The organism is Salinicola tamaricis, assembly GCF_003006155.1.
GTDB classification, from domain to species: domain Bacteria; phylum Pseudomonadota; class Gammaproteobacteria; order Pseudomonadales; family Halomonadaceae; genus Salinicola; species Salinicola tamaricis.
Window position 1 is genome coordinate 2,804,556 of sequence record NZ_CP023559.1, and the last position, 12,656, is coordinate 2,817,211.

At 65.9% G+C, this 12,656-nt stretch carries 16 protein-coding genes, 1 tRNA gene and 2 pseudogenes; 10 read left to right on the forward strand and 9 right to left on the reverse strand.

Annotated features, from left to right (window positions below; all coding sequences use genetic code 11):
* The first annotated feature begins 317 nt into the window (after positions 1-317).
* Together CN538_RS12915 and bfr are read left to right on the forward strand one after the other, a co-directional pair.
* Entirely contained in the window at positions 318-521 is a 204-nt protein-coding gene (locus tag CN538_RS12915; protein ID WP_035474002.1) for a (2Fe-2S)-binding protein, read from the forward strand.
* 473 nt (positions 522-994) lie between these two features.
* A complete protein-coding gene (gene bfr, locus CN538_RS12920) occupies positions 995-1,477 on the forward strand; it encodes a bacterioferritin (protein WP_035474000.1) in 483 nt (160 codons plus the stop codon).
* Positions 1,478-1,628: 151 nt separating this feature from the next.
* On the opposite strand, the gene CN538_RS12925 is transcribed toward bfr, so the two are convergent.
* From CN538_RS12925 to CN538_RS12945, 6 genes and pseudogenes are all read right to left on the reverse strand, one after another.
* Positions 1,629-2,720 (reverse strand): 5-(carboxyamino)imidazole ribonucleotide synthase, encoded by a 1,092-nt coding sequence (locus tag CN538_RS12925; protein WP_106419690.1) that lies wholly within the window; start codon positions 2,718-2,720, stop codon positions 1,629-1,631.
* A gap of 2 nt (positions 2,721-2,722) precedes the next feature.
* Positions 2,723-3,025 carry an AIR carboxylase family protein gene (locus CN538_RS24525; protein WP_422917504.1) on the reverse strand — a complete coding sequence of 101 codons (303 nt, stop codon included), beginning with the start codon at positions 3,023-3,025 and terminating at the stop codon, positions 2,723-2,725.
* Positions 2,971-3,137: pseudogene (locus CN538_RS26375) on the reverse strand (AIR carboxylase family protein); the annotation flags it as partial. The pseudogene CN538_RS26375 and the gene CN538_RS24525, both read right to left, overlap by 55 nt.
* Positions 3,138-3,394: 257 nt before the next feature.
* Positions 3,395-3,624, reverse strand: a pseudogene (locus CN538_RS12935) (DUF1653 domain-containing protein).
* Positions 3,617-4,498, reverse strand: a complete 882-nt coding sequence (tcdA, locus tag CN538_RS12940; RefSeq protein ID WP_106419691.1) for a tRNA cyclic N6-threonylcarbamoyladenosine(37) synthase TcdA — start codon at positions 4,496-4,498, stop codon at positions 3,617-3,619. Before tcdA ends, CN538_RS12935 begins: the two are co-directional and overlap by 8 nt.
* Positions 4,495-5,319, reverse strand: a complete 825-nt coding sequence (locus CN538_RS12945; RefSeq protein WP_106419692.1) for a pseudouridine synthase — start codon at positions 5,317-5,319, stop codon at positions 4,495-4,497. The genes tcdA and CN538_RS12945 overlap by 4 nt, the downstream gene beginning before the upstream one ends.
* Positions 5,320-5,444: 125 nt before the next feature.
* Between CN538_RS12945 and CN538_RS12950 the strand changes: the two genes are divergently transcribed.
* The 5 genes from CN538_RS12950 to CN538_RS12970 all read left to right on the forward strand — a co-directional run bounded on the left by CN538_RS12950 (position 5,445) and on the right by CN538_RS12970 (position 9,255).
* Entirely contained in the window at positions 5,445-6,158 is a 714-nt protein-coding gene (locus tag CN538_RS12950) for an SIR2 family NAD-dependent protein deacylase (RefSeq protein ID WP_106419693.1), read from the forward strand.
* 263 nt (positions 6,159-6,421) lie between these two features.
* A complete protein-coding gene (locus tag CN538_RS12955; RefSeq protein WP_277985172.1) occupies positions 6,422-7,375 on the forward strand; it encodes a bile acid:sodium symporter family protein in 954 nt (317 codons plus the stop codon).
* A gap of 129 nt (positions 7,376-7,504) precedes the next feature.
* A complete protein-coding gene (locus CN538_RS12960) occupies positions 7,505-8,158 on the forward strand; it encodes a glutathione S-transferase family protein (RefSeq protein WP_106419695.1) in 654 nt (217 codons plus the stop codon).
* A 155-nt stretch (positions 8,159-8,313) separates the two neighbouring features.
* On the forward strand, positions 8,314-9,105 hold the full coding sequence (locus CN538_RS12965; RefSeq protein WP_106420648.1) for a tRNA-uridine aminocarboxypropyltransferase: 792 nt from the start codon (positions 8,314-8,316) through the stop codon (positions 9,103-9,105).
* Positions 9,106-9,178: 73 nt separating this feature from the next.
* Positions 9,179-9,255, forward strand: a tRNA-Arg gene (locus tag CN538_RS12970).
* Positions 9,256-9,307: 52 nt separating this feature from the next.
* Here CN538_RS12970 and CN538_RS23040 read toward each other — a convergent pair.
* From CN538_RS23040 to CN538_RS12980, 3 genes are all read right to left on the reverse strand, one after another.
* Complete coding sequence (locus CN538_RS23040) at positions 9,308-9,676, reverse strand: hypothetical protein (protein WP_242495092.1); 369 nt, start codon at positions 9,674-9,676, stop codon at positions 9,308-9,310.
* A 251-nt stretch (positions 9,677-9,927) separates the two neighbouring features.
* Positions 9,928-10,095 carry a hypothetical protein gene (locus tag CN538_RS23045; RefSeq protein ID WP_242495094.1) on the reverse strand — a complete coding sequence of 56 codons (168 nt, stop codon included), beginning with the start codon at positions 10,093-10,095 and terminating at the stop codon, positions 9,928-9,930.
* Between the two features lie 24 nt (positions 10,096-10,119).
* The gene (locus CN538_RS12980) at positions 10,120-10,755 is read right to left on the reverse strand and encodes a LysE family translocator (protein WP_106419696.1); all 636 of its coding nucleotides are present in this window, start codon (positions 10,753-10,755) and stop codon (positions 10,120-10,122) included.
* Between the two features lie 230 nt (positions 10,756-10,985).
* Here CN538_RS12980 and CN538_RS12985 point away from each other — a divergent pair, with 230 nt between their 5' ends.
* The 3 genes from CN538_RS12985 (at position 10,986) to CN538_RS12995 (ending at position 12,637) form a co-directional block, all read left to right on the forward strand.
* Positions 10,986-11,384, forward strand: coding sequence for a hypothetical protein (locus CN538_RS12985; RefSeq protein WP_129591367.1), 399 nt, complete (start codon positions 10,986-10,988; stop codon positions 11,382-11,384).
* A gap of 101 nt (positions 11,385-11,485) precedes the next feature.
* Positions 11,486-12,058, forward strand: coding sequence for a LysE family translocator (locus tag CN538_RS12990; protein WP_106419698.1), 573 nt, complete (start codon positions 11,486-11,488; stop codon positions 12,056-12,058).
* 21 nt (positions 12,059-12,079) lie between these two features.
* Positions 12,080-12,637, forward strand: coding sequence for an ASCH domain-containing protein (locus CN538_RS12995; protein ID WP_129591368.1), 558 nt, complete (start codon positions 12,080-12,082; stop codon positions 12,635-12,637).
* Positions 12,638-12,656 lie beyond the last annotated feature (19 nt).

Below are 12,656 nucleotides of genomic sequence, written 5' to 3' on the forward strand. Positions count from 1 at the left end.
AACGCTTCGCTTCCCCGCTCATTGCACAAGACGACGCCGCACTCCTGGAGTGCGGCGTCTTGCGTTGGGGCGTTTCACGTGAGGGTGTTTCACGTTGGGTCGTTTAGCGTGGGTTCGGGGGCGTCAAATGGTGTATGAGCCCCGGGGTGCGGTAGCCGGTCCGAGCGAGAGAGAGGGCGGAAGAGGGCGGCTGATGCCTGTGCTAAGTCTGCGCTAAGGAAGCGGGGCTAACGTGAGCGAGATGATTGTGATTCAGACTTGAAAGTGCCTATGCGAATCATTTACATTCACTATCACGTTGAGCGCGAGGATCTGCCGTGTACGTCTGTCTCTGCCTGGGTGTCACCGACCGCGATATCGAAAGCGCCGTGAGCGATGGCGCCCGCAGCTGGCGCGAAGTGCGCGAAGTCACCGGCTGCGCCGGACAGTGCGGCAAGTGCGCCTGCACCGGCAAGCGCGTGATGCGTGACGCGATCAGCGAACAGCTCAGCTTCGACCCGGATCTTGCCTACGCGGTGTGACGCCTTGGGCGCTAGCCACACACCGCGTGTCTCGCCTGTTGTCTGTCTCCGCTTTTTTCGTCTCCACCTTTTGCGTCTCCACGACAGGTCGTATCGACAGCTTTCCCCGCCTTCGCGCTTTTGCCTTTCCGCATCACGGTTAGTTTTTATTCCTGCCTTTCTATGTGATGCCAACGCTTCCTGCTGCTGAAATTCCGCTGAGTAGTTCAAGTTGCCAGCCATCCCCTAAGGGTAGGCGACCCGGTGTGTCTGCGATGCGCGCCGGGCGCAGCGCGACTCGTTATCAGCCGCGTTATCACCTGCCAATCGCTGGCAGATGCGATAGTTTCGTAAGTCACTGTAATAGTTGTAATTTCTCGATGCCTTGTGGATACTGCCACCATCGGACCGGCGCCACCTTGTGGTAGCGTACTCCGTCAGGGAGCGCGCGAACCTGCCTCCCCTCGCCAGTTACCCATGAGGAGAACACGACAATGAAAGGCGACCCGAAGGTCATCAGCTATCTGAACACCGTCCTCGGCAACGAGCTGGTGGCAATCAACCAGTACTTCCTGCACAGCAAGATGTACAAGGACTGGGGCTTCAACGTGCTCGCCAAGTGGGAGTATGAGGAGTCGATCGAGGAGATGCAGCACGCCGACAAGTTGATCGAGCGTATCCTGTTCCTCGAAGGTATCCCCAACCTGCAGGATCTCGGCAAGCTCAACATCGGTGAGAACGCCAAGGAGATGCTGGAGAGCGATCTCAAGATCGAGCACAAGGCGCGTGCCGACCTGCAGGAAGCGATCCCCTACTGCGAATCCGTGCGTGACTACGTCAGCCGTGATCTGTTCATCAAGATCCTCGACGACGAAGAAGAGCACATCGACAAGCTCGAAGCGGAGCTGGGCCTGATCGACAAGGTTGGTATCCAGAACTATCTGCAGAAGCACATGTTCGGCGACGAGAAGGAGTGAGCGCAGGCGGCATGCGCTCCGCGGGCCGAGTCTGAGCTGACCCGGCCCGCGCCAGTAAGAGGCTGGAACCTGAAAGGCCTCGCTGTCATCGACAGCGAGGCCTTTCAGGTTTTTCGAGCGTGCCGCGGGACGACTCGTCTTCGTACGGAGCCTAGCCCAGATCGTTGACCAGCAGCGCCTCGACCGCCTCGATACGCGTCTTCAGCGTCTCGTCGTCGGCGGCGAGCACGGTGATATGGCCGATCTTGCGGCCCGGCCGGGGCGCCTTGCCGTAGTCGTGCCAGCGCGTGCCGGGCAGCGCGAGCACCGCGTCACGCTCGGGGAAGGCGCCGATCACGTTGAGCATGGCGCAGGGCGCCAGGCGTGCGGTTTCGCCCAGCGGCAGCCCGGCCACCGCGCGCACGTGGTTCTCGAACTGGCTGGTGACCGCGCCCTCGATGCTCCAGTGGCCGGAGTTGTGCACCCGCGGGGCGATCTCGTTGGCCAGCAGGCCGGCGTCGGTGACGAAGAACTCGAACGCCATCACCCCGACATAGTCGAGCTCACGCATCACCCGGCTGGCGTAATCCTCGGCCTGGGCCTGCAGCGGGTGTGCCACCTGCGGCACCGAGCAGTGCAGGATGCCCTGACGATGCGCGTTGCGTACCACCGGCCAGTGGCGGATCTCGCCGTTACGGGCGCGCACCGCGATCACCGAGATCTCGTGATCGAAGTCGATGAAGCCCTCGAGGATCAACGGCACGCCGCCGAGCTCGGCGAAGGTACCGCTGACGTCGGCAGGCTCGCGCATCACCTTCTGGCCCTTGCCGTCGTAGCCCAGGGTACGGGTCTTGACCACTGCGGGCAGGCCGATCTCGGCCACCGCGGCGTCGAGATCGGCCTGGCTGTCGATGCGTGCGATCGGCGGCACGGCGATATCCAGCTCGCGGAACAGCGACTTCTCCAGCCAGCGGTCGCGGGCGGTGGAAAGCGCCTGGGCCGGGGGGAAGGCCGGGCGCTGCTCGGCGAGACGCGCGACCGCCTCGGCCGGCACGTTCTCGAACTCGAAGGTGATCGCATCGCAGTTCGCGGTCAGCGCTGCGAGCGCCGCCGGATCCTGCCAGTCGGCCTGCAGATGCTCACCGTGCGCCGCTGCGCAGGGTTCGCTGCCCGGATCGAGAAAGGTGAAGCGCAGGTCGAGCGGGGCGCCGGCCTGGGCGAGCATGCGGCCGAGCTGGCCGCCACCGACGATTCCGATTCGCATGATCAGCTCTCGCTCTGGTCGTGGTCGGGGGTGCTGGGGCGCGGATCGGGGGACTCGAGCACCTTGCGCGTCTGCTCGGCGCGGTAGGCTTCCAGCGCGGTGCGGACTTGCGGGTCGTGGTTGGCCAGCATGGCGGCGGCGAGCAGCGCGGCATTGATCGCCCCGGCACGGCCGATCGCCAGCGTGGCGGTGGGATGCCCGCCGGCATCTGCACGATCGAGAGCAGCGAGTCGAGTCGACCCCGGAAAGCGTGCTCGACTTGACCGGCACGCCCAGCACGGCAGGCGGGTCTTGGCCGCGCACATCCGGGCAGGTGGGCGGCGCCGCCGGCGCCGGCGATGATCACTTCGAGCCCCGGTCGGCCGCGGTCTCGGCGTACTCGAACAGCAAATCCGGGGTGCGGTGGGCGGAGACCACCTGGGTTTCATGCTCGATGCCGAGCTGTTCCAGGGTCTCGACGGTAGGCAAAGGGTCGACCAGTCCGACTTCGATCCCATGATGACGCCGACGCGTACGCTCATGCTTCCTCCCGGGGGAAAGGCTCGACCGCCGCGGCTTGTGGGTTGTCAGGCGGCGTCGAGATACGGTTTGGAAAGCGGCGCATTAACCCGTCATGGGGCCGCGCAGACAGCCACTCTCGGGGGGAGAAATGCGTTCAGGGCTTGACCGATCGGTCAGCGGAATGCCTTCTCCAGGGCGAAGCGCGGCACCGGTTCGCCGCTCACGTCGACCTGTTCGCAGAACTCTCCAGCGGCCGGGCCCAGAGACCGTAGTCGCCGTAGAGCGCGCGGTAGATCACCAGACGCTCTTCGCTCTCGCTGTGCTGGGCCACGTCCAGCACCTCGTAGAGCTGGCCCTTGTAGTGGCGGTAGATGCCCGGAACCGGGCGGCTCGAATCACTCATGCGATGCGGACTCCTGCGTGGGGGAAGCAGCGGGCGAGGTGGCGTCCGGCTCGGCTACCGGGCGGCTCTCGGCGCCAGCTTCGGGCGTCGCCTGGGCGCGCCGCGCCAGCCGGCTGAGTACCCGCGCGGCGGCGGTGAAGCCGAAGCTGCCGGTAACCACGCTCACCGCGCCGAAACCGGCGGCACAGTCCAGCCGGGTGGCCTGACCCGGTGCCGGCTTGTGCTGGCACACCTCGCCATCGTTGCCAGGGTAGACCAGTTGCTCGTCGGAGTAGACGCACTCGATGCCGAAGCGGCGCTTGGGATTGCGCGAGAAGCCGTAATCCCGGCGCAGCTTCGAGCGCACCTTGGCCAGCAGCGGATCGTGCTCGGTGCGGGTGAGATCCGCCACCTGGATACGGCTCGGATCGCTCTGGCCACCGGCGCCGCCGGTCACCGTGATCGCCAGCTTGCGCCGCTGGCAGTAGTGAATCAGCGCGGCCTTGGCGCCGACGTGGTCGATGGCATCGATCACATGGTCGGCGTCGGCAGGGATGCGCTCGGCCAGATTGGTCGGGGTGATGAAGGCTTCATCGGCGACCACCTCGATACCCGGCCAGATCGCGCGGCAGCGCTCCGCCAGCACCGCCACCTTGGGCTTGCCGATCTCGCCGTCGAGGGCGTGGAGCTGGCGGTTGACGTTGGAGACGCAGACATCGTCGAGATCGATCAGGGTGAGCTTGCCGATGCCCGAGCGCGCCAGCGCCTCGGCGCTCCAGCTACCCACGCCGCCGACCCCGACCACTACCACATGGGCGTGGCGAAAGGCGTGGGCGGCGCGGGTGCCATAGAGGCGGCGGATACCGCCGAAGCGGAAGTCGTAGTCGTCGGTCATGGGCTCTCGGGGGTCGGTTCTGCCAGCGTCGCGGTGGCGGCGTGTGTGATGGACCGAGTGACGCTGGGCGGGTCGAAGCGGGCGCTATCGCCACCGGTGTGGGCCTGCCAGCCGAAGCGCGCCAGCAGCGCGGCGAAGGCGGCATCCGGCGCCGCGGTCAGCGTCAGCCAGCGCTCGGCATAAGGGTGCCACAGGCGCAGCTCGGCAGCGTGCAGCAGCAGATGCGGGCAGCCTAGATGATCGCGAAAATAGCGATTGTGGATACCCTTGCCGTGCTTGGCATCGTTGATGATCGGATGCCCGCAGCGCGCCAGATGGCGGCGAATCTGATGGCGCCGGCCGGTCTCCGGACGGGCTTCCATCAGCGCATAGCGCGACTGCGGATAGCGTTCGATCGCCACTGGAATCTCGACGCAGGCGAGCCGGCGCAGATGGGTCAGCGCCGGCTGTGCCGGCATCTCTGCCTTGGGCCGGATGCCATCCTCCTCGCGCAGCGGGGCGTCGACGCTCAGCGTCTCCGGCCCCCAGCCGCGCACCACCGCCAGATAGCGCTTGGCCACCAGTTTGTCGGTGAACGCCTGGGTCAGTGCAGCGGCGGCTTCTGAGCTGAGCGCGAACACCAGCACGCCGCCGGTGGGGCGGTCGAGCCGGTGCACCGGGTAGACGTGCTGGCCGATCTGGTCGCGCAGGGTCTGCATCACGAAGCGCGTCTCACCGCGGGCCAGGGCGGTGCGATGCACCAGCATGCCCGGCGGCTTGGCCACCGCGATCAGCTGGGCGTCGCGATAGATCACTCGAAGGGGCGGCGTGGCGGCGGTCATCGAAACGGTCGGGGTCGTGGCGTGGGGCGCTATTGTCGGGGCTGGGCGGGGCGATCTCAAGTGTCGCCACGGCGGTGCCGTGCTAGGGTGCCCAGACAAGCGATATGCCAACCCAGGGATCTTCCATGACCGAGACTCGCTCGCCTCACCTTGTCGTGCTCACCGGTGCCGGTATCAGCGCCGAGAGCGGGCTCAAGACCTTTCGTGACGGCGACGGCCTGTGGGAGAACCATCGGGTCGAAGACGTCGCCACGCCCGAGGCGTGGGCGCGCGACCCGGCCAGCGTGCTGCGCTTCTACGACGAGCGTCGCCAGCAGACCCGCCGGGCCCGGCCCAACCTCGCCCACCGCGCGCTGGCCGAGCTGGAAGCGGCCGGTTTCCGGGTCGACGTGATCACCCAGAACATCGACGACCTGCACGAGCGCGCGGGCTCGACCCAGGTGCTGCATCTGCATGGCGAGATTCTGCTGGCGCGCTCCTCGGTGGATGACAAGCTGCGCTATCCGCTCACACGCGGCGGCATCGCCCTGGGCGATCTTTGCGACAAGGGCAGCCAGCTGCGCCCGGACGTGGTCTGGTTCGGCGAGTCGGTACCGCGCTACGCCGAAGCCTGCGATATCGTCGCCGAGGCCGATGCGCTGCTGGTGGTCGGCACTTCGCTGGCGGTGATGCCGGCGGCGCTGCTGCTCGAACAGGCGCCGCTGGATGCCCCCTGCTGGTTGGTCGACCCCCAGGCGCGAGACCTCGCCCCGCCGGGCGTGGCGCCCATCGCCGAACCCGCCAGCCAGGGCGTGCCGACCCTGGTGGCGCATTGGAAGGCCCAGGGCGGGTTCGAGTAGTGGGGTCGAGTCGCGGCTTACGATGAGAAGCTTCGACTGAGGGCTTTGAATGAGGACTTCGAGCAGGCATGTCGACGAGACGCTTCGATGAGCGCTTTTCCGCAGCGTTGAGGTCAGCGATGCCTGGCATCGGCGCCCACCGAGCGGGTTCGGCTTTCGCCGGCCCGGGCCTTGCGGCATGATAGCCGGCTAAGGAATAGGCGCCAAACCAGACGCCAAGAGCCGTGCGCAGCGGCCATCACGATCATTCAACGCCAGGACACATCGTCATGTTCGAACGCATCAACCGGCTGTTCCCGGTCTGGGCCATCCTGCTGGCCACCCTCGCTGCCTTCCAGCCGCAGCTCTTCGTCGGCTTCAAGGCCGACATCAAGATGCTGCTGGTGGTGATCATGTTCGCCATGGGCCTGACCCTGACCCGCGAGGACTTCGCCCGCGTGGTCAAGGCGCCCAAGCCGGTTGCCGTCGGGGTCGTCCTGCAGTTCTTGATCATGCCGCTCGCCGCGCTGCTGGTCTCGCGGGTGCTCGGCCTGGGGCCGGAACTCACCACCGGCATGGTGCTGGTCGGCGCCACCGCCGGCGGCACCTCGTCCAATGTCATGACCTGGCTCGCGGGCGGGCACGTGGCACTCTCGGTGACCATGACCATGGTCTCCACGGTGATCTCGGTGGTGGCCACCCCCTTCATCACCTGGCTGCTGGTCGGCCAGAGCATCGATGTGCCGGTACTCGGCATGCTGCTGAGCATCGCCCAACTGGTCATCGCCCCGATTGCCTTAGGCGTGCTGTTCCACCACCTGCTGGGTGCACGCATCCGTAAGATCGAATCGGCCCTGGCGACGCTGGCCATGGCGGCGATCGTGCTGATCATCGCCATCGTGGTCGCGCTCAACGCCGGCAACCTGGCGACCCTGGGGCCAATCGTGGCGCTGGCGGTGATCGCCCATAACGCCATCGGACTGTCCGGCGGCTACTGGCTGAGCCGCGCGCTGGGCTTCGATATCCGCACCGCGCGTACCATCGCCTTCGAGGTCGGGCTGCAGAACTCCGGCCTTGCGGTGGCCCTGGCCAACCAGTTCTTCACCGCCGGTGCGGCACTCCCCGGGGCGCTGTTCTCGGTCTGGCACAACGTTTCCGGCTCGCTGCTCGCCGGCTACTGGAAACAGCGCGGCGTGCCCGCGGCGAAGACGCCCGAGGCCCAGCGCGCACAGGGCTGAACGCCTGACACGGTCTCGTCCTCGCGCAGTCATACTTGGGCGAGTTCATCCCCACGCGGTTTCGTACCCATAACCAAAGCCCCGAGCCATCCGGCTCGGGGCGCGGGCTCACCCAAGGAGATACTCGAGATGGCGGATCTGAAACTCTTCTACGCCCCTGGCGCCTGTTCGCTCGCCTCGCACATTGCGCTGGAGGAAGCGGGCGCCGAGTTCGAGGCAGTACGCATCGACACCGCCGCGGGCGAGCAGCGCTCGGCGGCCTATCTGCGCATCAACCCCAAGGGACGGGTGCCCGCGCTGGCGGTGGGGGAGACGGTGATCACCGAGAACCCGGCGATCCTGCGCTATGTCTCCCAGCGCTTCCCCGAGTCGGTGCTGTGGCCGAGCACGCTGCTGGAGGATGCCCGCTGCGCCGAGTGGCTCGCCTTTCTCGCCTCCGGCGTGCACCCCGTCTACGCGCACGTGCGCCGCCCCGAGCGCTACGCCACGGGTGACGCGGCCAAGGCCGATGTGGTCGAGACCGCCCGCCGCAGCACCCGCGAGCTGTTCGAGATGATCGAGGCGCGCCTGGCCGAGCACCCGGACGCCTGGGCCCTGGGAGAGCGCTACAGCGTCGCCGACCCTTATCTCTTCGTCTTCTGGCAGTGGGGCGCCGGCGCCGTGCTCGGCTACGACATGGCCAGCGACTTCCCCGCCTGGAGCCAGCACGCCCGGCGCATGCTCGCCCGGCCTGCCGTCGGCCGCGCGCTGGCACGCGAAGGGCTCGACATCCCGACACCCTGAGCTATCCCGCTGCACCCACGACGGGGTGATGGCATCACCTGTGGTCGCATAACTTTCCTTGATTGCTGCATTTGGCCCGCCGCGCAAAGTGATAGACTGCGCGGCCTTTGAGACTGGCTGGAGAGCGGCACCCGATGCGAGACGATGCCGACACCATGATGGCGCGCCCGGCGCGCGACCCTGAAGTGACAGCAGATGCGCAGGACCCGGCGACCGGCCATCCGCGCCCGCCGCGGCGCGAGTTCAGGGCCCGTGGCAGTTTCGTCGAGCGCTGTGACGGTTGCCGCCTGCCGGTGCTCAACTGCCTCTGCCCCTACCGGGTGAGCACCACCAGCGAGGCCCAAGTCTGGCTGCTCACGCACCCGCTGGAGCACAACAAGCCGACCAACACCGGGCGGCTGATCGCCGATGTGCTGCCGGAGACCCAGGTGTTCGATTGGCATCGCACGGCACCGGATGCGGGGCTGCTCGCACTGCTCGCCGACCGCCGCTACGTGCCCTTCGTGATCTTTCCCGACGACCAGCCGGATTACCAGCATCGAGTGGTCGACGAGCGTGCCGTGGCCGGGGTCAAGCAGGATGGCTTCATCCCTGTCTTTATCCTGCTCGACGGCACCTGGCGCCAGGCGCGGCGGATCTTCCGCAAGAGCCCCTATCTGGACGGCCTGCCGGTACTGCCGCTGCACACCGACCGCCTGACCCGCTACCGCCTGCGCAAGCCCGCCTCTGCTTCACATCTGTGCACCGCCGAGGTTGCCGCCGAGCTGCTGCGCAAGACCGGTGACGCGGTGGCCGCCGACGTGCTCGACGACTACTTCGACGCTTTCAACGAAAGCTACGCCGCGAGCCGCTTCTACCACAAGATCGACAAGCCCAGCGCCCCCATGCAGCGGCTGCTCGACCGCCGCATGGCCGGCAGCGCCCACCTCGTCAATCCGCGCGGCTGAGCCCTCCGCCTTTGGCTAGAGCCGGCTAGCGGCTCGCTTGTGGAGGGCTTGGGTGTTATCGTCTCGGCCGTGCGCCCGAATAGCTCAATTGGATAGAGTACCGGCCTTCGAAGCCGTGGGTTGCAGGTTCGAGTCCTGCTTCGGGCGCCATTCCTTCCGCGTTACCTGCCTCGCCTCCTTGATCCGGGCACTCGAGGCGTACTCACGCCACCTTCTCGAGCGGTAGCTCGACCCCCAGGCGTGCCAGCATGCGTTGAAAATCCGCCAGGCTGTAGCGTTCATCCTCCGTTACCAGGGCGCGGATGCGGCCGCTGCCCGGCGTGCCTTCGCCCAGCCCGGCGACGATCGTCTCGGCGGGGTCGAGGAAGCGGCAGCCGGGGCTGGCGGTCTCGAAGAACCCCTTGAGCCAGGGCAGATGCGTGCTCGATAGTGTCAGCACCTCAAGCCCCGGCACCCGGCGATGCAGGGCTGTGACGAATTCGCTCACCTGCGCCTGAGTCCCCTCGGGGTCGAACAGAAAGGCGCCACTCTCCACCAGTTCCACCATCGCTGAGGCATCGATCAGGCTCACGGCCTCGGGTCTGCCACCTGCTGGGCCACGAAATCGCGCAGCTCGTCACTCTCGATCAGCGAGCGCACACCATGATGCCGACCTTGCCATGCGGGGCGAGCGCCAATGCCTCGGCCAGGGGCGGAAAAACGCCGAAGAGCGGCAGCGTAGTGAGCGGTCGCACTCGCTCCAATACCGTGATCGAAGGAGCGTTCGACGCCACACGATGGCCGAAGGGGCGAAGCCTTCCAGAAAGCGCAGGGTGCGTGCCATCACCTCGGCGAGTTCGTCTGGTCTTTACTGCCGTAGGGAAAGCTGGCGCGGGCGAAATAGATCACGTCCTGCCGGGGCAGGCGGCGCTGAATCTCCGCGACGATGGCATAGCTGCCGATACCGGCATCGAAGACGGCGATAGGGCGATTCAAGGCGCTCTCTGGCATGGAACGGTTCCCATAACGATGAATTCAGCGGTGCGACACGGCCAGGGCTCCCCCGGCGGCGACGAACAGGCTACCGGTGGTGCGATTGAACAGCCGCACGCGACGCGGTGTGGCGAACCAGCGGCTCACGCTGGAGCCGACCGAGGCGTAGGTGGTCATGGTGGCTAGATCGACGACGAGCCAGGTCAACGCCAGGATCGCGAACTGTGACCACTGCGGTTGGCTCAGGTCGATGAAGTTGGGAAACAGCGCGCCGAAGAACAAGAGGTCCTTGGGGTTGCTGATCCCCACGGTAAAGCCTTTGGTGAAGAGCTGCCGCCGGCTCCGCCCGAGCGCTGATGGCGCGCCTTCCCCGGCTGCCACCGCAGGCGCCGCCGCCGGTGCGCGCCACGCCTGCACGCCGAGATAGACCAGGTAGGCTGCGCCGATCACCTTGAGCACCACGAAGGCGGTTTCCGAGGTGGCCAGAATGGCCCCCAGACCCAGCGAGGAGAGCGCCATCAGGGCGAGCGATGCCAGCGCGCCACCCACCACCGTGACCAGCGCGCGGCGGCGCCCGTGGCGCAGCCCGTGATGCATACAGAGCAGGGCAAAGGGCCCGGGAAACAGAATCAGCGCGGTGATGACGCCGAGATAGGTGATCCAGAGGGCGAGGTCCATCGTCTCTCTTCCTTGAATGGGCGGCTGGGCATCGAGTGATGCGAGCCGTGTGGCGGGGCCTGGTTCGAGCTTACCGCAGTGCCAGCGGGGCTGTCGCATCGGCTGGTGGTTTATCGTCGCGAGAAAGCTGACATCAACGTGGGCGTTGCGGCGTTGTCGGGCAGTATGGAATTCACTTCAAAAGCGATAGCCTGGGCCAAACCACCCGCTATCACGACGAGGGCAACTGAATGACCAGCCATCGATGGTCGAAAGTGGTGGCACTATGCCTGCCATTGTTGAGCGCTTGCCACGCCTCGCCGCAGGGTGCATCGAGCGATCATCTGATCTTTGTGGGGCAAGACAGCACGTACAACGTGACCCCCGATTGTACCGAGAACCTTGAGCAGCGCGAGTCCGAGGGGGGTAGCCCCTATCTCACATTCGATTTTGTCAGCTCTTCAGCATGCTTTGATCAGTTCGATAGCTGGATCAACCGACAGATAGGTAAGCAGGTCCACCTGGAGTTCGACGGTGTGCCGGTTACTCCGCCTTCCAAAGTGTTTTCGGCGATAGGACCGGCTAATGTGCGCATCGTCTCGGACGACCGGGTGATGCTTCAGCGCGTCTATCACGACTTGTCCCAATAGGCCGCTTCGGCACCCAGCGGCTCGAACCCATACGACTAGGGCAGTTTCCCACGAACCTCTCCCAACTCTGGCTCTTTCTCCCGGCCTGCTTCACGCTGAATATGGCCTTTGGCCCCAACAATCTGTTGGCAACGGCCAACGCTGCACGGGTCGGGCCGTTGAAGGCGGTGTTGGCCTCATTGGGGCGGATCGCGGCGTTCATTCCGATGATCGCTGTGGCTGGAGTCGGTATGGGGACGCTGCTGACGACGTCGATGTGGTTTTTCCTGGTCGTTAAATGGGCCGGCGCTGCCTATCTGGCCTGGCTGGGAATCAAGCTGCTGCTGAGCCGGCCGCAGGCGGTCGAGATGGCAAGTGGGGCGCCGCAGTCGCTCTGGCGGCTCATGCGCCAGGAGTTCTTGGTCGCGGCCGGCAACCCCAAGGCGATTTTAATCTTCACCGCCTTTCTGCCGCAGTTCGTGGTGGCAGAGCACTACGCGGCCAGCTTTACTCTGCTGGGCGCGCTCTTCTTGATGATGGAACTGGTCGCCGTGGCGGCCTATGCCATCCTGGGTAGCCGCATCGGCCGTTATCTGCGCGGCGGGCGCACCTTGCAGTGGTTCAACCGTGTCAGCGGCGCTTTGATGCTGGCGTTCAGCGTGGGCATCGTGGCGATGAAGCGGCCGGTCGCATAACGGGTTGTAGAGGGCGTTGGCTTGGCAAAGGGCATGGCAGCAAGGCAATACGATGAGACCTTGGATATGACACCGCAGCAGCAGGCATTCGTTGAGCGTTTTCTGGCCACGCTGGAGGAAGAGGAGCGGCACCGGGCATCTGCGATTCAGGTCGATTTTTTCTGTGACAACCAGACCGATACCAATGACTGCGCGCGTCTGGTCGATCAGGGTATCAAGCGTGCGAGCTGCGATTTGTTGGCGGCGTATGAGATCGAGGGGCGCGATAAACCGGCACCCGGTGCGTTCACGCTGGTGGTCGATTGGGCCCAGAACCCGGTGTGCGTGATCGTGACGACGCAGGTGGAGATTGCCGCTTTCGATCAGGTCTCCGCCGAGTTCGCTTATCGGAGGGCGAGGGTGACCGCTCGCTCGCGCAGTGGCGGGAGATCCACCGCTGCTATTTCGAGCGCGAGGCGAGCCAACTCGGTATCTCCTTCAGCCCGCAGATCTGCTGCTGTTGGAGCAGTTCGAGAAAGTCTATCCGCGCTGACATTCCGGCCGGCACGCCCGCTGTGGGTTGCTACGCTCTATAGGTAATCGAGCTGTATCACCGACG